Consider the following 20,639-nt stretch of genomic DNA (forward strand, 5'->3'; position numbering starts at 1 on the left):
CTGGCCTTGATGTGTGCTGCTCTCTACAGCCTGTCGTGGATAAGGGTTGGAGGGAACGGCCCACTCTCGCCCGTCGTCATCCCGGCGGGGATACTGGGAGCGTCGCTCATCGCCTCGGGGCTCGGCGGCCGTTGGGCCCTGCACGCCGACTCGAAGTAACGTCGCTGTGAGGTGGGGCGCCACGGGCGCCCCACCTCACAGCAGATAATGATGTCTCACTCTCATTTACCCCGGCGTGCGAGCCAACTCGCCCCTCGTGGGCACGTCCATCACGAGCTGCACTTCCCGGAAAGGATCCGGATATACCCGGCGCTCGAGCTGCGTCTTCAAGGGCAACGGAAAGACTTGAGGGGCTCGGCTCTGCGCCGCTCGCCCCCCCCGGCCGGAGCCACGATCACATGAAGCGCCAGCAGTCTCGCGGGCTCCGCGGGCGGGCCGGCCACCCTTGTCCTCGACACCACCAAGTCAGGCAGGCGCGTAAACATCTCCTGACCGACGTCCATCCACTCGCCCGATGAGAAGGGAGAAGAATTCATGGGGCTCAACAGCCTTCACACGGCAATGCCACTGGTACTAACTGTCCTTCAGCTCCTCCCGCTCCGGATCATCGCCGCCGCGGCGGCGGCCACGGGGATCAGCGACATCCGCAAGGGCAGGCGGCAGTCATCCCATCACACCCACCATACCGAGAACGGCTCCGGCCCACCTACAGGTGGGCCGGAGCCGTTGCGCGCAGGGACCGAGCCGGCGTCGTATCAGCCGAGCCCGTTCTCCTGGCGGTACTCGAGGTTCTGCGGGGGCAGGGCGGCGATCATGGGGTCGTCGTAGGGCAGGACGCCGGTCTTCTGGGCGCCGCCGGGGGCGCCGAGGCCCTTGAGCTCGAAGAAGTCGATGTTGGCGCGGGTGTAGTCCTCCCACTCCTCGGGGACGTCGTCCTCGTAGAAGATGGCCTCGGTCGGGCAGACGGGCTCGCAGGCGCCGCAGTCGACGCACTCGTCGGCGTTGATGTAGAGGCTGCGCTCGCCCTCGTAGATGCAGTCGACCGGACACTCGTCGACGCAGGCGCGGTCCTTGACGTCGACGCAGGGCTGGGCGATCACGTAGGTCATGAGCGACGATCCTCTCGAAGGCGGGCGTCTCCGCTGGTCGCGGTAGACGCTGCCCCCCAGTATCGTCCCGGCCCCCGCAGGGCCCAAGCCACGGCGGGAGTGCTCGTCACCACGCCGTTTCGCACGGCGCGCTCCGGCCTTATTTCGGAAAGGGGCGCTGCGCGGATCCTGGCGTGCGCGCAGGGGCCGACCGCGCTCAGCGGCAGACGACCGGGTTGTCCGACTGGTACGAGGTGGTGAGGACGTCGTCGGGCGTGCTCGTGCCGTCGGGCTTCGTGCGGTGGCGGGTGACGGTGATGTCGAAGCCCTGCTCGCCGCCGCCGTAGGGGGTGCAGGAGGCGCCGGTGTCGACCTTGGTGGCGTAGGCGCGGTAGTTGTGCGGGGTGCCGTTGTCGATGGTGACGTCGTAGTAGTGGGTGCCCCACAGGCGGGCGTGGACCTCTCCCCCGCTCACCCAGGCCTGGAGGAGCACGGCGTTCGGCGTCGAGTTCCTGAACTTGAGGTCCAGCACCCCGGTCCACAGGGTCGAGTCTCGCCCCGCCGGGTAGCGCTCGAACCAGTAGGTGTGGGGGTGGTGCTCGACGTCATCCATGCCGGCCTCGAAGGCAGCGTTGAAGACGGTGGTGTCGACCTGGCTGAGGCCGCCGCCCATGGCGTCGGTGTGCTGTCCGTCGTTGATGACGCCCGCGGCGGCAAAGCCGTGCGCGGCGTCGACCGGGCCGAGCGCGTCGGACAGGGAGAAGGTGTCACCGGCCTTGACGAGGGTGGAGTTGATGGCGGCGGTGCCGGCGATGAGGTTCTGGTCGCGCCCGTACTGGGAGGTGTAGGGCGTGGAGTACTCGCCAACGATCTCGTCCATCGTCCAGTCCTTCTCCGCCGTGGTGACCTCGGGCTTGGAGACGGAGGCGGGCAGGACGGCGGTGCGGTCGCCGTCGGTGGTGCCGGCCTTGAGGACGGCGGCGGCGAGGGCGGCGGAGTCGATGCCGAGCCCGTCCTCGGCGGCGACGTAGGTGGGCGTGGCGTCGTCGCTCCCCTCGATGGTCCAGGTCGCGTCCTGGGCGGGGGCGTCGACGGCAGCGCCCATCGCCGCGGTGACGGCGTCGTGGAGGCCCTGCGCGTCGAGCGCGGCGGTGAGGGAGCCTCCCTCCGAGGTGATCCGGGTGAGGGCCGCGGTCTGCTCGGGCGTGAGGGTGAGGATGCGGCCGGCTGCGGCGGTCTCCGCGGGCGTCCCGGCGGCGGTGACGGTGACGTCCCCGGACAGGAGCGGCGTGAGGGTGGTGTCGATGAGGTCCTGGGCGTCGGCGTCGGTGATGCCCGGCTGGGACTCGCCGGCCACGAGCGCGACGGACTTCTCGCCCAGGGGCCAGCCGGCCGCCAGCGCCTCGACGGAGGCGTCGACGTCGAGGCCGGTGCCGACGGTGCCGTGGTGGAGGACCGGGGTGGCGCCGTCGAGGGTGACGGAGGCGTCGGCGGTGCCGGTGGACAGGGTGGAGAGCTTGGCGACGAGGGCGGAGCGCAGGGCGTCGGAGTCGACGGTCGTGGCGCCGGCGGCTTCGACCGTCTCACCGGCGAGGCGGCGCGCGATGGTGACGGGGTTGAGCGTGAAGGAGGTGAGGCGCTCGACGGCGCCCGCGGCGTCGGCGCTGACGCCGGAGTCGGCGGGGACGAGGGTGTCGGAGGCGTCGCCGACGGTGATGGTGACGGGCTCGGCGAGCTCGGCGTCGACGGCCGCGGTGACGGCGCTGCGTGCGGCGGCGGGGCTCATCCCGCCGACCTTCGTGCCGGCGACGGAGGCGTCCCCGAAGAGGTGCTGGGCGGTGGCCAGGGCGAGGCCGCCCCACACGGCGGCGACGGCGAGCACACCGGCCCCGGCGAGGAGGAGGGGGCGACGGCGGCGCTCCGGAGCGACGGTCTGCGCGGTATCGCTCCGAGCGCCCTCGGCCTGCGCGGTGTCCGCCGCCTCCAGGGCGCTCTCGGGCGCGTCGGCGGCAGCGGCGTCGGGCTGCTCGGCACCCCTCTCCTGCGCGGAGCGCTCGGAGGCGGCGGGGGCGATGCTCGGGGGAGGGCGTCGGTCTCGGGAGCGGGGTCGGGCGTGGGGGCGCTCATGGCCCCATCCTGACGAAGATCGGGGCGTGCGCCCAGGAGGCGGGCCCGGTCCTGCGGTGCCGTGACCGGAGAGTGATCCCCGTCCCCACCCGCTGGTCCGGGGCAGGTTCCCGCTCCCCCGCGCGGCGAGGGCCGCGGCGGGCCCCGCCGGCGCCCCACGGCAGCCCTGACCTGTCCCGTCCCTCCCCCGCGGGACGACGACGGCCGGCGCTCCGCGGGTGCGGGGGCGCCGGCCGTCGCTGCCGGGGGTGGGCCGGTGGGCCCGTGCGGCTCAGGCCTGGCCGCGACGGCGCTTGGCCGCCTCCTTGAAGCGCTCCTGGGAGTCGAGGATGACCTTGCGGATGCGGACGGCGTCCGGGGTGACCTCGACGCACTCGTCGTCGGCGGCGAACTCGAGGGACTCCTCGAGGGTGAGCTTGCGCGGGGGGACGAGGCCCTCGAAGGAGTCGGCCGTGGAGGAGCGCATGTTGGTCTGCTGCTTCTCGCGGACGACGTTGACGTCCATGTCCTCGTTGCGCGGGTTCTCGCCGACGACCTGACCCTCGTAGGTCTCCTGGGTGGGCTCGACGAAGAAGGTGCCGCGGTCCTGGAGGCGGATGAGGGCGTAGGCGGTGACGGCGCCGGCGCGGTCGGAGACGAGCGAGCCGGTGGTGCGGGCGACGATCTCCCCGGCCCAGGGCTCGTAGCCCTCGGCGATGGAGGAGGCGATGCCGGTGCCGCGGGTGTCCGTGAGGAACTGGGTGCGGAAGCCGATGGTGCCGCGGGCCGGGATGAGGAACTCCATGCGGATCCAGCCGGTGCCGTGGTTGGTCATGGTCTCCATGCGGCCCTTGCGGGCGGCCATGAGCTGGGTGACGGCGCCGAGGTACTCCTCGGGCACGTCGATCGTCATGCGCTCGACGGGCTCGTGGCGCTTGCCGTCGATCATCTTGGTGACGACCTGCGGCTTGCCGACCGTGAGCTCGAAGCCCTCGCGGCGCATCTGCTCGACGAGGATCGCGAGCGCGAGCTCGCCGCGGCCCTGGACCTCCCAGGCGTCGGGGCGGGAGGTGGGCAGGACGCGCAGGGAGACGTTGCCGATGAGCTCGCGGTCGAGGCGGTCCTTGACCTGGCGGGCGGTGACCTTGGCGCCCTTGGTGCGGCCGGCCATCGGGGAGGTGTTGATGCCGATGGTCATGGAGATCGCCGGGTCGTCGACGGTGATGAGGGGCAGCGGGCGCGGGTCGTCGGGGTCGACGAGGGACTCGCCGATGGTGATGTCCTCGATGCCGGCGACGGCGACGATGTCACCGGCGTGGGCTTCCTCGGCGGGCTTGCGCTCGAGGCCCTCGGTGACGAGGAGCTCGGAGATGCGGGCGTTCTGGATGGTGCCGTCGTGGCGGGCCCAGGCGACGGTCTGCCCCTTGCGCAGGGTGCCGTTGTGGATGCGCAGGAGGGCGAGGCGGCCGAGGAAGGGCGAGGCGTCGAGGTTGGTGACGTGGGCCTGCAGGGGGGCGTCCTCGTCGTACTCGGGGCCGGGGATCCGCTCGATGATGGTGCGGAAGAGCGGCTCGAGGTCCTCGTTGGCGGGGAGCTGGCCGTCGGCGGGCTGCTCGGTGTCGGCGCGGCGGGCCTTGGCGGAGGCGTAGATGACCGGGACGTCGAGGACGGCGTCGAGGTCGATGTCGGGGTGCTCGTCGGCGAGGTCGGAGGCGAGGGAGAGGAGGAGGTCGGTGGACTCGGCGACGACCTCGTCGAGGCGGGAGTCGGGGCGGTCGACCTTGTTGACGACGAGGATGACCGGGAGGTTCGCGGCCAGGGCCTTGCGCAGGACGAAGCGGGTCTGGGGCAGGGGACCCTCGGAGGCGTCGACGAGGAGGACGACGCCGTCGACCATGGACAGGCCGCGCTCGACCTCGCCGCCGAAGTCGGCGTGGCCGGGGGTGTCGATGACGTTGATGGTGATGCCCTCGGGGAACCCGGCGTCCTGCGCGGCGGGGCCGCGGTAGTGGATGGCCGTGTTCTTCGCGAGGATGGTGATGCCCTTCTCGCGCTCGAGCTCGCCGGAGTCCATGACGCGGTCGCCGGTGGACTCCTCGGTGGCGCGGGCACCGAATGCCCCGGCCTCCCAGAGCATGCCGTCGACGAGGGTGGTCTTGCCGTGGTCGACGTGGGCGACGATGGCGACGTTGCGCAGGTCCTGGCGCACGGTCATACGGGGGTCTTCTTCCATCCGGGAGGTCGCGCCCCGCTCAGTTCGCTCCGACGGGCCGAGGGGCGCCGCCGGCGCAGGGCGCACAGCGAGCCAAGGGTAGTGGCCGGGGCCGCTCCCCTGCCATGACGGCGGCGACAGGCCCGGTGTGCGTCGCCTCACGGGCCCGCTGCGGACGGCGGGGCGCACGGCGCCCGCCCGTGTCAGAGGACGGTGGTCGTGAGGAGGAGGGCGAGCGCGACGAGTGCGACGACGGCGACGGGAGCGGCGCCCCAGCGGCTGACGATCGCGGGGGCCGCCCCCGCTGCGCCGTCGGGGCGGGCGGCGGCCGCGTGCCCGAGGCGCTGCTCGCGGCGGCGCAGCCGGGTGACGAGCCGGAGGTGCTCCTCGCGGGAGGCCTGGTAGAGGTCGATGAGGTAGGCGCCGTCGGCGGCGTCGAGGTGGGTGCGGTAGCGGCGCGGGGCGGCGTCGAGGTCCTGGCTCGCGGTGACGTACTCCTCGCGGGCGGCGCTGCCGCGGCGCGCGTGGCGGGTGGCGGCGATGACGCCGCCGCGCTGGCAGGCGGAGACGGTGACGGAGCGCGGGCGCGCCCTCTCGGAGGCGCCGTCGTCGCCGCCGTCGGTGCCACCGTCCGCATGGCTCCCGTTCCCGGGGCCGGTGACCTCGACGGCGAGGGCCCAGCGCGTCGGCGCGGCGCGCAGGGCGTCCCAGCTCAGCACGTGGCTGCGCCAGGCGTTGCGGATCGTGAGGGCGTCCTCGGCCAGGACCGCCTGGGGGCGCCACCACAGGAGCCAGACGATCGTCTCGACGCAGGCGGCGACGGCGAGGGCCTGGAGGCCGTTGCGGTAGCCGTCGGAGAACCAGATCGCGACGACGACGTAGAGGCCTCCGAGGGCGACGGCGACGACGCCGACGCGGCCGAGGAGGGAGCGCAGGATGACGGTGGGCACGGCCCCATCCTGCCCCATGGCGCCGCCCGGTCACCGGGACGCGTCCCGGCCCGGACGCGGGTTCGTCCGGGCCGGGGCCGTCGATCGCGACGACCACCGTCCGCGCAGAGGCGGCGGGCCGCCGTCGTCATCGCGTCACTCGGCGTAGCCGATGTCCTCGGGGCGGACCGAGGACAGACCGAAGGAGCCGTAGTTGGCGAGCGTCCTGGGGACTGCCGTGTAGTCGGCCCTGACGTAGAGGGGGATGACGGCGGCGAGGTCCCAGATGGCGGCGTCGGCCTCGTTGCCGAGCTCGATGCGCTTATCGGGGTCGGCCTCGACGGCGACCTGGTCGATGAGCGCCTCGAGCTCGTCGCTCCACACCTGGGCGAAGTTGGAGGCGGAGTCCTTGCCGTAGATCATCCCGATCCAAGCCATCGGGTAGGGGGTTCCCGTCCAGCTGAAGCTGGCGATCTCGAAGTTCCCCTTGTAGATGCGCTCGGGGAAGAAGTCGTCGGAGTTCGTGTCGTCCATGACGATCTCGACGCCGATCTCCTTCATGCTCGCCTGGAGGACCTTTCCCTGGGTGGCCGAGGTCGTCGCGCTCGGCAACCGGAGGTACTTGAGGGACAGCGTCCGGCCGTCCTTCTCCCGGTACTCCTTGCCGTCGGGGAGCGTCCAGCCCAGGGCGTCCAGCTCGGAGGCGGCCTTCTCCTTGTCGAGGGCCAGGGGCGTGGAGTTGTCCTGGTAGCCGGTCTGGCTCGGCATGAAGAGGTGGTTGCCGAGGCGCAGCTCGCTCGCCGCGACGGGCAGGCCCTGGAGGTCGGCCTCGGCGATCGTGTCGCGGTCGATGCCCTTGACGATGGCCTGGCGCAGCTTCTGGTCGGCGAGGAGTCCCGTGGACCCGTTGATGGTGAAGTGGCGCCAGTCCAGGCCGCGGGCCTGGCGGATCTCGCCGTCGGCGCGCTGCTCGCACTGCTGGTAGGTGGAGGCGTCGGCGATGTCGTCGACGACGTCGATCTCCTTGTTGGCGAAGGCCTGGCCGCGTGCGGAGGCGTCGACGACCTTGAGGACGACGGAGTCGAGGAGGGGCGCGTCGCCCCACCAGGACGGGTTGGGCTCGAGGGTGATCGTCTGCTTGCCCTGGTCGGCGGCGGTGACGACGTAGGGTCCGGTCCAGCCCGCCGTGTCGGAGGCGTCGGTCCATGCCGAGAAGGTCTCGACGTCGGCGGCTCGGGAGGCCGGGACGATCCCGCCGCCGAGGACCGAGGACCAGTCGGGGTAGACGGCGTCGAAGGTGGTGACCATCTCGTACTCGTCCGCACCCTGCTCGATGGACTCGATGTGCTCCCACCCGGAGGTGGAGGCGACGACGGCGGTGAAGGCCTCGTCGGTGCCGTTGCAGGCCTTCCAGCAGGCCTGGTAGTCCGCGACGGTGATGGGGTCGCCGGAGGCCCAGACGGCGGCGGGGTTGAGGTGCATCGTGACGACCGTCTTGTCGTCGGCGATCTCCTCGGAGTAGTCCTCGCAGAACTCGGTGCGGGCCTCGAAGGAGGCGTCGTCGGCGTAGATCCAGTTGACGACGCCGCAGAAGCTCTGGATCGAGGCGTTGGCGACGGTGTTCCCGTCGAGGTGCATGACGTTGAAGTTGCCGACGAAGGCGTCGATGGGGACGGTGAGGGTGCCTCCCTGGGCGAGCTCGTCGCGGGCGCGCTCGTTGAGGTCGGAGGCCGCGAGGCCCGCGGCACTGGCGCCGCCGGTGGCGGAGCCACTGCCGCCCGAGCCGGAGGAGGAGCAGGCCGCCAGCGCGGCGAGGGCGGCCGCGGAGGCGGATCCGGTGAGGAAGAGTCGTCGGTTGAGCATCATCGCTGGACCTCTCGATGGGGACGGGTGACCGCGGGGGACGGCCGTCCAGCCAGTGTGCCCTAGCGCACATGTCCGTGTCATGACATCGGTCGAAGGTCCCATGATCGGGACCGCCTCGAGCACGACGCGGGCCCCGGGCGCCGCGGGGAGGAGTCCCAGCGGCGCCCGGGGCCCGAGCCGCGCCGTCGTCAGTGCGTCACTTGGCGTAGCCGACGTCCTCGGGACGGACCGAGGACAGGCCGAAGGAGCCGTAGTTGGCGAGCTTCTTCGGGACGGCCGTGTAGCTGGCGCGCGAGTAGATCGGGATGACGCCGGCGAGCTGCCAGATCTCCTTGTCGGCGTCCTGGGCGAGCTTGACGCGCTTGGCGTGGTCGGCCTCGACGGCGACCTCGTCGATGAGCTTCTCGAGGTCCTCGCTCCACACGCCGGTGTAGTTCGAGGCGGAGCCCTTGCCGTAGACCTGACCGATGTTGTTCATCGGGTAGGGGGTGCCCTGCCAGGCGAAGGAGACGATCTCGAAGTTGCCCTTCTTGACCCGCTCGGGGAAGAAGTCGTCGTTGTTGGTGTCGTCCATGACGATCTCGACGCCGATCTCCTTCATGTTCGCCTGGAGGACCTTGCCCTCGGTGGCGGAGGTCGCCGTGTCGGGCAGGCGCAGGTACTTGATGGACAGCGTCTGACCGTCCTTCTCGCGGTACTCCTTGCCGTCGGGCAGCGTCCAGCCCAGGGACTCGAGGTCCTTGACGGCCTGCTCCTTGTTGAAGGCGAGGTCGCCGGTGTTGTCCTGGTAGTCGGCGTCCTGCGGGGCGAAGAGGTGGTTGCCGAGCTGGAGCTGGGAGACGGGGACCGGCAGGCCCTGCAGGTCGGCCTTCGTGATGGTCTCGCGGTCGATGCCCTTGACGATCGCCTGACGCAGCTTCTGGTCCGCCAGGAGACCGGTCGAGCCGTTCATGGTGAAGTGGCGCCACTGGAGGCCGGCCGCCTGACGGATCTCGCCGTCGCCGCGCTGCTCGCACTGCTGGTACGTCGAGGCGTCGATGATCGTGTCGACGACGTCGAGCTCCTTGTTCGCGAAGGCGGTGCCCTGCGCGGAGGCGTCGACGACCTTGAAGGTGACCGTGTCGAGGAGCGGCTTCTCGCCCCACCAGGCGTCGTTCGGCTCGAGGACGACGGCCTGCTTGGTGGAGTCGGCGCTGGTGACGATGAAGGGGCCGGCCCAGTAGTCGGTGTCGGAGGCGTCGGTCCAGGACGCGAAGGCCTCCGGCGACTCGGTGAGCTTGCTCGGGACGATGGTGCCGGAGAGCACGGCGGACCAGTCGGGGAAGACCGAGCTGAAGGTGACGACCATCTCGTACTCGTCGGAGCCCTGCTCGATGGACTCGATGTGGTCCCAGCCGTCGGTGGAGGAAACCATCTCGGTGAAGGCGTCGTCGGTGCCGTTGCAGGCCTTCCAGCAGCCCTGGTAGTCGGCGTAGGTGATCGGGTCGCCGGAGTTCCACTTGGCCTCGGGGTTGAGGTGCATCGTGACGACCGTCTTGCCGTCCTTCTCCTCCTCCGTGAAGTCCTTGCAGAACTCCTCGCGGGCGGAGAAGCTGCCGTCCTCCGCGTAGATGAAGTTGTGGATGCCGGCGAAGTCCTGGATGCCGGAGTTGTCGGTGGTGCCGCCGTCGATGTGGAGCGGGTTGTAGTTCGGGACCATCGAGCTCATCGGGATGGAGAGCGAGCCGCCCTGGGAGAGCTTGCTGCGGTCCTGCTTGTTGATGGCCGAGGCGGCGAGCTTGACCGGGGTGGCGGAGGCGTCCGAGCTGCTCGAGGAGCCGGAGCCGCAGGCCGCGAGGGCGGCGAGGGCGGTGACGGACGCGGAGCCTCCGAGGAAGAGGCGACGGTTGATCATCATGGGGTGGGATCCATTCGTCGGGATGGTGATGTAGCCAACATGTTAAGCGTCGGCGACGAACGGGTGACACCAGGGGGACCCGTCCTGCGGAGTGAGACCGCTCACCGCGCTCAGGGAGGTCACAGGTGCGTGGGACGCCCCGGTCGAGCCCTTGCCAGCGCTCCGCTGCGATCGGGCCCAGACCGTCCACCGCCGCCGGCGGGACCCCCGTTGCGAGCGCACGCGACGGGGCCCGGGCGGTGCGTGCGCACCACCCGGGCCCCGCGGGTCTGACCGCCCCCTCAGGGGCGCGGGCTCAGGATCAGGCCGTCGGCGTCGCCGTGGCGCCGGAGAGGTCGGTGTAGCCGACGTCCTGCATGCGACGCGACGAGAGCCCGAACGAGCCGTAGTTGGCGAGGGTCTTCGGGACCGCGACGTAGCCGGCGCGCGAGTAGATCGGGGTCACGATGGCCTCGTCCCAGATGAGCTTGTCGGCCTGGTTGGCGAGCTCGACACGCTTGGCGTGGTCCGCCTCGGAGCCCACCTCGTCGATGAGCTTCTCGAGGTCCTCGCTCCACACGCCGGTGTAGTTGGAGGCGGAGTCCTTGCCGTAGATCTGGCCGATGTTGGCCATGGGCCAGTCGGTGCCGATCCAGGTGAAGGCGACGATCTCGAAGTTGCCCTTCTTGACCCGCTCGGGGAAGAAGTCGTCGTTGTTGGTGTCGTCCATGACGATCTCGACGCCGATGTCCTTCATGTTGGACTGGAGGACCTTGCCCTCGGTGGCGGAGGTCGCCGTGTCGGGCAGGCGCAGGTACTTGATGGACAGCGTCTGACCGTCCTTCTCGCGGTACTCCTTGCCGTCGGGCAGGGTCCAGCCGAGCTCCTCGAGCTCCTTGATGGCCTGCTCCTTGTTGAACTTGTAGTCCCCGGAGTTGTCCTGGTAGTCGGCGTCGTTCGGCATGAAGAAGTGGTTGCCGAGCTGGAGCTGTGAGGCGGGGACCGGCAGACCCTGGAGGTCGGCCTCGGTGATGGTCTCGCGGTCGATGCCCTTGACGATCGCCTGGCGGAGCTTCTGGTCCTGGAGGAGACCGGTGGCGCCGTTCATGGTGAAGTGGCGCCACTGGAGGCCGGCCGCCTGACGGATCTCGCCGTCGGCGCGCTGCTGGCACTGCTGGTAGGTGGAGGCGTCGATGATCGTGTCGACGGTGTCGATCTCGGAGTTGGCGAAGGCGGTGCCGAGCTGGGAGTCGTCGATGACCTTGATGGTGACGGTGTCGAGGAGCGGCTCGTCGCCCCACCAGTTGGGGTTGTGCTCGAGGGTGATGATCTGCTTGGTCTCGTCCACCTTGGTGACGATGAAGGGACCGGTCCAGTAGTCCGTGTTGTTGGCGTCGGTCCAGCCGGAGAAGGTGTCGACGTCCTTGGCGAGGGCGGCCGGGATGGTGGCGCCGCCGAGGATGGAGGACCAGTCGGGGAAGACGCCGTCGAAGGTGGTGACGACCTCGAACTCGTCCTTGCCCTGCTCGATGGACTTGATGTGGTCCCAGCCGTCAGTGGAGGCGACGACGGCGGTCTTGGCGTCGTCGGTGCCGTTGCAGAACTCCCAGGCGGCCTTGTAGTCCTCGTAGTTGATCGGGTCGCCCGAGTTCCACTTGGCGTCGGGGTTGAGGGTGAGGGTGATGACGGTGTTGCCGTCGACCTCCTCCTCCTTGTAGTCCGTGCAGTAGTCCTCGTCGACGGAGATGGAGGCGTCGTCGGCCCAGATGAAGTTGGAACCGAGGACGAAGTCGGCGAGCTTCTGCGCGTCGCCGGTGTTGCCGTCGATGTGGAGGCGGTTGTAGTTCGGGATCCAGGTGCCGATCGGGATGGTGAGCTCGCCGCCCTTCTGGAGCTTGTCACGGTCGACCTTGTTGATGTCGGAGGCGGCGAGCTTGGTCGGCGTGGCGGACGCGCCGGAGGACGAGCTGCTGCCGGAGCCGCTGCAGGCGGCCAGGGCGGCGAGGGCGGCGACCGAGGCCGAGCCACCGAGGAACAGACGACGGTTGATCATCATGGGGATCTCCTTGTTCAAAGGGGGGAGAGAGTGGTGCCGACTGGGTGTGAGGTCGGTCTCCCATCTCGGTGAGCAAACCATACGGAGGTTTCCGCCCGTTGTGGTGCGGTTCTCACAAACGTCATGCGTCGGAAACAAATGACTATGCACATCCCCGTATCCCCATGTACCCCGCGGGATACCGATGCGAGAGGGGCCCCGCACCCTCGGTGCGTGACCCCTCTCACTCGTCCGGTGGCCGGTCACCCGGCCGTCCGCGCCGACTCAGAACACGTTGGCGTGCTCGGAGTAGTAGCAGGAGACCTCGTGGTCCTCGGCCATCGTCGTGAAGCCCGGGAGCGCCTCGAGGCAGCGGGAGCGCTGCTCGTCGGTGAGCTCGTTCTTGAACTTCGGGCAGCGGGTGCGGAACGGGCAGCCCGAGGGCGGGTTGGCCGGGCTCGGCAGGTCGCCCTCGAGGATGATGCGCGAGCGCGTGCGCTCCTTGGCCGGGTCAGGGATCGGGATCGCGGACAGGAGGGCCTGCGTGTACGGGTGCGCCGGCGCGGCGAAGACCGCGTCCACGTCCCCGATCTCGACGATCTTGCCGAGGTACATGACCGCGACGCGGTCCGCGATGTGGCGGACGACGGAGAGGTCGTGGGCGACGAAGAGGTAGGAGAGGCCCAGGGTGGCGCGCAGCTCGTCGAGCAGGTTGATGACGCCGGCCTGGATGGAGACGTCGAGCGCGGAGACCGGCTCGTCGAGGACGAGGAGGCTCGGCTCGAGGGCGAGGGCGCGGGCGATGCCGATGCGCTGACGCTGGCCGCCGGAGAAGTTGCGGGCGTAGCGGTTGGCGTGGCTCGGCTCGAGGCCCACGAGCTCCATGAGCTCGTCGACACGCTTGGAGACGTCGCCCTTCTTCCAGCCGTTGGCGCGCAGCGGCTCGGCGATGAGGTCGAAGACCGGCAGGCGCGGGTCGAGCGAGGCCATCGGGTCCTGGAAGACGATCTGGACGTCGCGGCGCATCCGGCGGCGCTCCGAGCGGGTGACCTCCGAGGTGTCGCGGCCGAGGACGACGATCCTGCCCTCCTCGGGGGCCTTGAGGTCGAGGACCTCGAGAAGCGTCGTCGACTTGCCGCAGCCGGACTCGCCGACCAGGGCGAGGGTCTCGCCCTTGCGGACGTCGAAGGAGACGCCGGAGACCGCGTGGACGGTGCCGACGCGGCGCTTGAAGACGGCGCCCTTCATGAGCGGGAAGTTCTTGACGAGGTCCGTGACGCGCAGGACCTCCTCGCGCTCCTCGTGCGGCAGGTCGAGGGCCTCGGGGGTCTTGAGCCTCGGCAGCGGGTAGATGTCCTGGTAGTCGAGGTTCTTCTCCTCGATCTCCGGGAAGCGCTTGCAGGCCGAGTACTGCGGGCCGGCGGGGACCTGGCCGGAGGCGTCCAGCGCCCCCTCGGGGCGCACGAGGGTGAGCTCGGGCTCACCGCTGAGGCACTCCTCGGAGGCCATGGGGCAGCGCGCCGCGAAGGGGCAGCCCGTGGGCTCCTTGAGCAGCGACGGCGGGTTGCCGTCCAGGGTGGCCAGCGCCGAGTCCTTCTTGGCGTCCAGGCGCGGGAGGGCGCCGAGCAGGCCGATCGTGTACGGCATGCGCGAGCGGTAGAAGATGTCGTCGACGTCGCCGGTCTCGACGATGCGGCCGGCGTACATGACCGCGACGCGGTCAGCCATGCCGGCGACGACGCCGAGGTCGTGGGTGATCATGATGACGCCGGCGCCGGTCTCCTGCTTCGCGGTGCGGAGCACGTCGAGGATCTGGGCCTGGATGGTGACGTCGAGGGCCGTGGTCGGCTCGTCGGCGATGATGAGGTCCGGGTCGTTGGCGATGGCGATCGCGATGACGGCGCGCTGGCGCATGCCGCCGGAGAACTCGTGCGGGTAGGCGTTGACGCGCACGTCCGGGTTCGGGATGCCGACGAGGTCGAGCAGCTCGATGGCGCGCTTGTGGGCGTCGCGGTCGCTGATGCCCTTGCGGTGGATCTTGAGGGCCTCCTCGATCTGCTGGCCCACCGTGTAGACGGGGGTGAGCGCCGAGAGCGGGTCCTGGAAGACCATGGCGACCTGGGTGCCGCGCAGCTTCGACATGTAGCCGTCGGACCGGCCCAGGAGCTCGGTGCCGTGGAGCCGGACGGAGCCGGAGACCCTCGCGGAGTCGTCGAGCAGTCCCATGATCGCCGTCGAGGTGACGGACTTGCCGGAACCGGACTCGCCGACCAGCGCGACGACCTCGCCGCGGGCGACGGAGAGGTTGACGCCGCGCACGGCGTGGACGGTGCCGTCCTCGGAGGGGAAGGAGACCTTGAGGTCCTCGACCTCGAGCAGCGGGGCGCTCGAGGTGGGGTCCGGCTGGGCGTCGGACTCGAAGCGCTGCGAGCGCTTGCGCGTGGTGGTCGGTGCGCTCTGCTCGGGCGCGGCGCTGGTTGACGTGGTAGCGGGGCTCATGCCTGGCCTCCGGACTTGGACGAGGAGTCGAGCGCGTCGCGGACGCCGTCGCCGACGAGGTTGATGCACACGAGCATGACGATGAGGATGAGGGCCGGGTAGACGAAGGTCCACGGGTACACGGCGATGTCGCCCTGGGACTGGGCGATGAGGGTGCCCAGGGAGGTCTTCGGGGGCTTCACGCCGAAGCCGAAGTACGACAGGGTCGTCTCGGACAGGACGGCGCTGGCCACGCCCAGGGTCGCGTCGATGATGATGTACGACGAGATGTTGGGCAGGATGTGCCGCGCGATGATGGTCGGCGCCGGGACGCCCATGTACTTCGCGGCCGTCACGTACTCCATGTTGCGCACGGACAGGGTCATCGAGCGGATGACGCGGGCCGAGAGCATCCAGCCGAAGGCGGCCAGCAGGATGATGAACATCGGGATGGAGCCCTTGGAGGCGGCGCCCATCGACTGGCTGATGATGGCGATGAGGAGGAAGGACGGGACGACGAGCAGCAGGTCGATGACCCACAGCGCGCACTTGTCGAACCAGCCCCCGAAGTAGGCGGCGGCCGAGCCCATCGCGGCCGCGACGATCGTCTGGATGCCGGAGACGCACAGGCCGATGACGAGGGACTTGCGCAGGCCCTCGACGAGCATCGCGAAGACGTCCGAGCCGTCCTTCGTGGTGCCGAGCCAGTGGTCGGCGTTCGGCGGCACGTGGAAGTTGAGGAAGTCGGAGTCCGTGTACTTGTAGTGCCCGATGTGCGGGCCGAGCAGCGCGAACAGGACGATGAGGAGGAAGCCGACGAGGCCGAGGACGGCGCTGCGGTTGCGCAGGAAGCGGCGTCGGAAGATCTGACCGCGGGAGAGCCGCTTGAAGGCGGTGTCGCCCTCCTCGAGCGCCGGTCCGGTGCCCTCGGTGGCCCCCATGTTGGCCTCGTTGACGAGCTCGCCGCCCTCCGTGCCGATGGCGGGGCGGTCGGTGCCGGTGTGGCCCGGCTCGCCCTGGTTGAACTCGGTGGTTGCCATGGCTCAGCTCACCCTCACTCGCGGGTCGATGATGGCGACGAGGATGTCCGACAGGAACGCGCCGATCAGGGTCATGAGTGCACCGAAGGCCGTCACGGCGACGGTGCCGTTGATGTCCATCGTCGAGATGGACTTGATGGAGTACTCGCCCAGGCCGTGCCAGGAGAAGACCGTCTCAGTGATGGCCGCGCCGGTGAAGAGGCCGGCGAGCGCGAAGGCGAAGTAGGTGCCCATCGGGATGAGGGCCGTGCGCAGCGCGTGGCGGGTGATGGCCTTGCGCTTGATGAGGCCCTTGGCGCGGGCGGTGCGCACGTAGTCGGCGCCGAGCGTGTCGAGCATGAGGTTGCGCTGGTAGCGCGAGTAGGAGGCGATGCCGCCCAGGGACATCGAGATGGTCGGCAGCAGGAGGTGCTGCGCTCGGCCGGCGAAGCCGGAGCCCTCGCCGACGAACTCGAAGTACTGGCCGCCGAGCGCGTGGTTGGCCTCGATGGCGCCGAGCTTGAGGAAGAGCGCGAGGACCATGACCGGCGTCGAGATGATGATGAGGGACAGGACGGTGAAGAAGCGGTCCCAGAAGGAGTACTGGCGAACGGCCGTCCAGGCGCCCAGGGCGGTGCCGAGGAGCATGCCGATGAAGGAGCCGAGGAAGACGAGGCGGACCGAGACCCAGATGCGGCGGGAGACCTCGGCGTTGACCGACTGGCCCTGCGGGGTCTTGCCCCAGTCCCAGTGCCCGAGCACGCCCGTGATCCAGATCTTGAAGCGACCCATGACCGGGTCGTGCGGGTTGATGTTGTACGACGTGAGGGTGGCGTAGATGCCGTCCCAGTTGAGCTTGGTGTTGCTCAGGTCGTACAGACCCAGCGGGTTGAGCTGCGTCGCGGCGAGGAAGTACGCCATCACGGTGGCGATCACCAGGAGGATCGCGTAGTTCGCGATCCGCCGCGCAAGGTATGGGAGCATGCGGTCTTCTCTTCCGGGGGACCGGGGTCGGCGCCTGGTGGGAGCCGGAGCCGCCGGTTGCGGACAACACCGTCCGTACACGGGCCCTCGGGGGTGCTCGGAACCGGACGGCTGCGCTCACGATACCCGCACCAGGAAATCCTGCGGACACGTTGTCGGAGGAGATTGCGCAACGCTCCGCCCTGGTCAGGGGCGGCCCGCCGCGCGGGGCGCCGTCGGATTGCGGCCCTCGGTGTGACCGAACGGGTTGCCGGGCGCCGGTCACCGCTCCCCGTACAGGGCGATGCTCGCCCCGGGCACGGCGTCGATGAGCTCGCGTGTGTAGTCCTGGCGCGGGTGGGCGAAGAGCGCGTCTGACTCCCCCGTCTCCACGACCCTCCCGTGCTGCATGACGACGACGTCGTCGGCGATCTGCCGGACGACGGCGAGGTCGTGCGTGATGAAGAGGTAGGTGAGGTCGAGCTCGGACTGGAGGTCCGCGAGCAGGCGGAGGATCTGCGCCTGGACGAGGACGTCAAGGGCGGAGACGGCCTCGTCCAGGACGACGACCTCGGGCTTGAGGGCGAGGGCGCGGGCGACGGCGACGCGCTGGCGCTGCCCGCCGGAGAGCTCGTTGGGGTAGCGGCGCATGGCGGAGCGCGGCAGGGCCACCATGTCGAGCAGCTCGGAGACCCGGGCCTGGCGCTTCTTGCGCGAGCCGATCCCGTGGACGCGCAGGGGCTCCTCGATGACGCGGTAGATCGAGTACATCGGGTCCAGCGAGCCGTAGGGGTTCTGGAAGACCGGCTGCATCGTGCGGCGCAGGTCGAAGAGCTCCTTGCCCTTGAGGGTGGACAGGTCGACCCCGTTGTGGAGGACCTTGCCCTCAGTGGGGTCGAGGAGCTTGAGGACCATGTTGGCCACGGTGGACTTGCCGGAGCCGGACTCCCCCACGAGCGCCGTCGTCGTGCCACGGCGCACCCCGAAGGTGACATCGTCGACGGCCTTGAGCGTCGAGGCGGCACCCTTGGCACCGCGGACGTCGAAGATCTTGGTGAGGTGCTCGACGCGGATGATCTCGTCTGCGTCCGCGGCGATCTCGTGGACTCCGAGCTCGTCGGCGGTGACCTGGACGCCCTCCGCGTGGGCGGCCTCGATCCTGTGGGAGGCCAGGGAGGGCGCGGCCTCGACGAGCCTCTGGGTGTAGGGGTGCCGCGGGTCCTGGAGGACCTCGATGCTCGGCCCGGACTCGACGACCCGGCCGCGGTGCATGACGACGACGTGCTCGGCGCGCTCGGCGGCCAGGCCCAGGTCGTGGGTGATGAAGAGCATCGCGGTGCCGAGCTCGTGGGTGAGCCGGCCCAGGTGGTCGAGGATGCGGTGCTGGACGGTGACGTCGAGGGCGCTCGTCGGCTCGTCGGCGATGAGGAGGCGCGGGCGCGCCGCCAGGCCGATGGCGATGAGGGCGCGCTGGCGCATGCCGCCGGAGAACTCGTGCGGGTACTGACGGGCGCGGCGCGCGGCGTCGGGCAGGCCGGCGTCCTCGAGGAGGAGGGCCACCTGGTCCTCGACCTTGATGCGGCCCCCGTGGACCTCGGCCTGGACGTCGGTCTCCCCGTCCTCGGCGGCGGCCAGCTTCTTGAGGCGGTCGTCGGCGACGCCGGCGAGGCCGTTGGCCTTGAGCGCCTCCTTGACCTGGAAGCCGATGGACCACACGGGGTTGAGGTTGCTCATCGGGTCCTGCGGGACGAGCCCGATCTCGCTGCCGCGCAGCTCGCGCAGGCGCTTGGCGCTCGGGTGCGAGATGTCCTCGCCGTCGAAGAGGATGCGGCCGCCGGTGACCCTGCCCGTGCCGGGCAGGAGGCCGATGACGGCGTTGGCGAGGGTGGACTTGCCACTGCCGGACTCGCCCACGATGGCCACCGACTGGCCGGGGTAGAGGGAGAGGCTCGCCTTGCGGACGGCCGGGACCATGCCGGTCGAGGAGCGGAAGGCGACCTCGAGGTCCTCGACCTGGAGGAGGGGACGGGGCGCGGCGGAGCCGGCCGCGGCGGCGGTGCTGGTGCGGTTGTCAGTCACTTGCGGGCCTTCGGGTCGAGGGCGTCGCGCACGGCGTCGCCCATCATGATGAATCCGAGCACGGTCAGGGCCAGGGCGCCCGCCGGGTAGAGGAGCACCGAGATGTGGTCGCGCAGCGCCGACTGGGCGGTGGCGATGTCGGCACCCCAGGACACGACGGTCGAGGGCAGGCCGATGCCGAGGAAGGACAGGGTCGCCTCGGAGACGATGAAGCTGCCCAGGGAGACCGTGGCCGTCACGATGATGGGGGCGGCGGCGTTGGGCATGACGTGCCGGACGAGGATGGCGAGGCGCCCGGAGCCGAGGGACTTCGAGGCGGTCACGAAGTCCTCGTTCTTGACGCTCATGACGGCGCCGCGGGTGATGCGGGCGATCTGGGGCCACCCGAACAGGGCGAGGACGAGGACGACCGTGAGGATCGAGGAACGGCCCTTGAACAGCTGCATGACGACGATCGCGGCGAGGACGAAGGGCACCGCGAAGAAGATGTCGGTGAAGCGCGCCAGGAGGGAGTCGACCCAGCCGCCGAAGTAGCCGGCGACGGCGCCGATGACGGAGCCGAGGACGACAACGATGAGGGTGGTGAGGACGCCGACCGTGACGGAGGCGCGGGCGCCGTAGACGGTGCGGGCGAAGATGTCGCAACCCTGACGGTCGAAGCCGAAGGGGTGCCCGCTGACCGGCCCGCCGTAGGAGTCGGAGAGCTGGCAGTAGGTCGGGTCCGTGCGGGCGAAGAGGCCCGGGAGGAGCGCCAGGAGGACCGCGCCGACGATGAGGACGGCGGACACCCAGAAGATGGGCCGTCGGCGCAGCTGCTTCCAGGCCTCGCCCCACATGGAGGACGGGGCGGAGTCGTCGGCGACGGCGTCGACCGCCCCCAGGCCCTGCTCGTCGTCGGGAGCGACGAAGCGCTCCTGACCGGCGAGCACGGCGCCCTCGGAGGCGAAGAACGGGGCGGCTGCCCCGGGGGCGAGCGGTGCGGCTGTGCCGGAGCGGGCGTCGGTGGGCTTGTCGCCGGGCTGCGGGCGCTGGTTCTCGATGGGCTCAGGCATAGCGGATCCTCGGGTCGAGGGCTGCGTAGAGCAGGTCCACGAGCAGGTTGGAGACGATGAAGACGATGATGAGGACGGTCGTGAAGGAGACGACAGTCGGGCCCTCGCCCTGGAGGATCGCCCGGTAGAGGGTGCCGCCGACGCCGTTGATGTTGAAGATGCCCTCGGTGACGATGGCGCCGCCCATGAGGGACCCCAGGTCCGCGCCGAGGAAGGTGACGACGGGGACGAGGGAGTTGCGCAGGACGTGGACGACCATGACGCGCGAGCCGGACAGGCCCTTGGCGCGGGCGGTGCGCACGTGGTCGGCGGAGAGGTTCTCCCCCACCTCTGTGCGCGTCAGGCGCAGCACGTAGGCGAAGGAGACGGCGCTGAGCACGACGGCCGGCATGAGGAGCTGCTTGAACCCCGGGTGGCTGCCGGCGGTGACGGGGAGCCAGCCGGCCTTGACGCCGATGAAGAACTGCAGGACGAAGCCGATGACGAAGGTCGGCACGGCGATGACGACGAGGGAGAGGAAGAGGACGGCGGAGTCGAAGACGCCGCCCTTGCGCATGCCGGCGAGGAGGCCGACGACGATCCCGAAGACGGCCTCGAGGACGAGCGCCATGAGGGCGAGGCGGATCGTCACCGGGTAGGCGCGGGCGAGGACGTCGATGATCTCCTTGTGCCCGCGGATGGTCGTGCCCAGGTCGAGGCTGAAGACGCCCTTGAGGAAGAGCAGGTACTGGACGATGAAGGGCTTGTCCAGGTTGTACTCCGCCCGGATCTGGTCCTGGAGCACGGGGCTCAGGGTGCGGTCGCCGCCGAGCGCGGAGACGGGGTCCCCGGGCATGGCGAAGACCATGGCGTAGATGAGCAGCGTGGCCCCGAAGAAGACGGGGATCATCTGCAGGAGCCGGCGTCCGGTGTATCGGAGCATCAGCCCTCCTCGTG

General features: G+C 70.2%; 13 protein-coding genes. All 13 read right to left on the minus strand.

Translation table 11 applies throughout. From position 1 onward, the window contains the following. Positions 1 to 755: 755 nt before the first annotated feature. The 13 genes from fdxA to AXF14_RS02330 all read right to left on the minus strand — a co-directional run bounded on the left by fdxA (position 756) and on the right by AXF14_RS02330 (position 20,625). Positions 756 to 1,109 carry a ferredoxin gene (gene fdxA / locus AXF14_RS02270; protein ID WP_067940397.1) on the minus strand — a complete coding sequence of 118 codons (354 nt, stop codon included), beginning with the start codon at positions 1,107 to 1,109 and terminating at the stop codon, positions 756 to 758. A gap of 196 nt (positions 1,110 to 1,305) precedes the next feature. Beyond that, positions 1,306 to 2,970 (minus strand): VanW family protein, encoded by a 1,665-nt coding sequence (locus AXF14_RS14645; protein ID WP_067940401.1) that lies wholly within the window; start codon positions 2,968 to 2,970, stop codon positions 1,306 to 1,308. Positions 2,971 to 3,486: 516 nt separating this feature from the next. After that, complete coding sequence (gene typA, locus AXF14_RS02280) at positions 3,487 to 5,409, minus strand: translational GTPase TypA (protein WP_067940404.1); 1,923 nt, start codon at positions 5,407 to 5,409, stop codon at positions 3,487 to 3,489. Between the two features lie 200 nt (positions 5,410 to 5,609). Continuing rightward, complete coding sequence (locus AXF14_RS02285) at positions 5,610 to 6,356, minus strand: hypothetical protein (RefSeq protein WP_067940408.1); 747 nt, start codon at positions 6,354 to 6,356, stop codon at positions 5,610 to 5,612. A 135-nt stretch (positions 6,357 to 6,491) separates the two neighbouring features. Beyond that, the gene (locus tag AXF14_RS02290) at positions 6,492 to 8,198 is read right to left on the minus strand and encodes an ABC transporter family substrate-binding protein (protein ID WP_169798240.1); all 1,707 of its coding nucleotides are present in this window, start codon (positions 8,196 to 8,198) and stop codon (positions 6,492 to 6,494) included. 199 nt (positions 8,199 to 8,397) lie between these two features. Then, positions 8,398 to 10,098: an ABC transporter family substrate-binding protein gene (locus AXF14_RS02295; protein WP_067940415.1), complete on the minus strand. Its 1,701-nt coding sequence runs from the start codon at positions 10,096 to 10,098 to the stop codon at positions 8,398 to 8,400. A 301-nt stretch (positions 10,099 to 10,399) separates the two neighbouring features. Then, positions 10,400 to 12,133, minus strand: a complete 1,734-nt coding sequence (locus AXF14_RS02300; protein ID WP_067940418.1) for an ABC transporter family substrate-binding protein — start codon at positions 12,131 to 12,133, stop codon at positions 10,400 to 10,402. Between the two features lie 264 nt (positions 12,134 to 12,397). Then, on the minus strand, positions 12,398 to 14,611 hold the full coding sequence (locus tag AXF14_RS02305; protein WP_067940421.1) for a dipeptide ABC transporter ATP-binding protein: 2,214 nt from the start codon (positions 14,609 to 14,611) through the stop codon (positions 12,398 to 12,400). Then, the gene (locus AXF14_RS02310) at positions 14,608 to 15,630 is read right to left on the minus strand and encodes an ABC transporter permease (RefSeq protein ID WP_335338919.1); all 1,023 of its coding nucleotides are present in this window, start codon (positions 15,628 to 15,630) and stop codon (positions 14,608 to 14,610) included. The genes AXF14_RS02305 and AXF14_RS02310 overlap by 4 nt, the downstream gene beginning before the upstream one ends. Positions 15,631 to 15,633: 3 nt before the next feature. Beyond that, the gene (locus AXF14_RS02315) at positions 15,634 to 16,593 is read right to left on the minus strand and encodes an ABC transporter permease (protein ID WP_067940425.1); all 960 of its coding nucleotides are present in this window, start codon (positions 16,591 to 16,593) and stop codon (positions 15,634 to 15,636) included. A gap of 261 nt (positions 16,594 to 16,854) precedes the next feature. Continuing rightward, positions 16,855 to 18,651 carry a dipeptide ABC transporter ATP-binding protein gene (locus AXF14_RS02320; RefSeq protein ID WP_067940429.1) on the minus strand — a complete coding sequence of 599 codons (1,797 nt, stop codon included), beginning with the start codon at positions 18,649 to 18,651 and terminating at the stop codon, positions 16,855 to 16,857. Next, complete coding sequence (locus AXF14_RS02325; protein ID WP_084355289.1) at positions 18,648 to 19,703, minus strand: ABC transporter permease; 1,056 nt, start codon at positions 19,701 to 19,703, stop codon at positions 18,648 to 18,650. The genes AXF14_RS02320 and AXF14_RS02325 overlap by 4 nt, the downstream gene beginning before the upstream one ends. Continuing rightward, on the minus strand, positions 19,696 to 20,625 hold the full coding sequence (locus AXF14_RS02330) for an ABC transporter permease (protein WP_067940434.1): 930 nt from the start codon (positions 20,623 to 20,625) through the stop codon (positions 19,696 to 19,698). Before AXF14_RS02330 ends, AXF14_RS02325 begins: the two co-directional genes overlap by 8 nt. Positions 20,626 to 20,639 lie beyond the last annotated feature (14 nt).

Source organism: Actinomyces radicidentis (assembly GCF_001553565.1).
Taxonomy (GTDB): Bacteria; Actinomycetota; Actinomycetes; order Actinomycetales; family Actinomycetaceae; genus Actinomyces; species Actinomyces radicidentis.

Bases quoted from the DNA above. Each gene is read 5' to 3' on its own strand.
- AXF14_RS02290 (WP_169798240.1), bottom strand. From the start codon at position 8,198: ATGCTCAACCGACGACTCTTCCTCACCGGATCCGCCTCCGCGGCCGCC.
- AXF14_RS02300 (WP_067940418.1), bottom strand. From the start codon at position 12,133: ATGATGATCAACCGTCGTCTGTTCCTCGGTGGCTCGGCCTCGGTCGCC.
- AXF14_RS02315 (WP_067940425.1), bottom strand. From the start codon at position 16,593: ATGCTCCCATACCTTGCGCGGCGGATCGCGAACTACGCGATCCTCCTG.
- AXF14_RS02295 (WP_067940415.1), bottom strand. From the start codon at position 10,098: ATGATGATCAACCGTCGCCTCTTCCTCGGAGGCTCCGCGTCCGTCACC.
- AXF14_RS02305 (WP_067940421.1), bottom strand. From the start codon at position 14,611: ATGAGCCCCGCTACCACGTCAACCAGCGCCGCGCCCGAGCAGAGCGCA.
- AXF14_RS02325 (WP_084355289.1), bottom strand. From the start codon at position 19,703: ATGCCTGAGCCCATCGAGAACCAGCGCCCGCAGCCCGGCGACAAGCCC.
- fdxA (WP_067940397.1), bottom strand. From the start codon at position 1,109: ATGACCTACGTGATCGCCCAGCCCTGCGTCGACGTCAAGGACCGCGCC.
- AXF14_RS02310 (WP_335338919.1), bottom strand. From the start codon at position 15,630: ATGGCAACCACCGAGTTCAACCAGGGCGAGCCGGGCCACACCGGCACC.
- AXF14_RS02330 (WP_067940434.1), bottom strand. From the start codon at position 20,625: ATGCTCCGATACACCGGACGCCGGCTCCTGCAGATGATCCCCGTCTTC.
- typA (WP_067940404.1), bottom strand. From the start codon at position 5,409: ATGACCGTGCGCCAGGACCTGCGCAACGTCGCCATCGTCGCCCACGTC.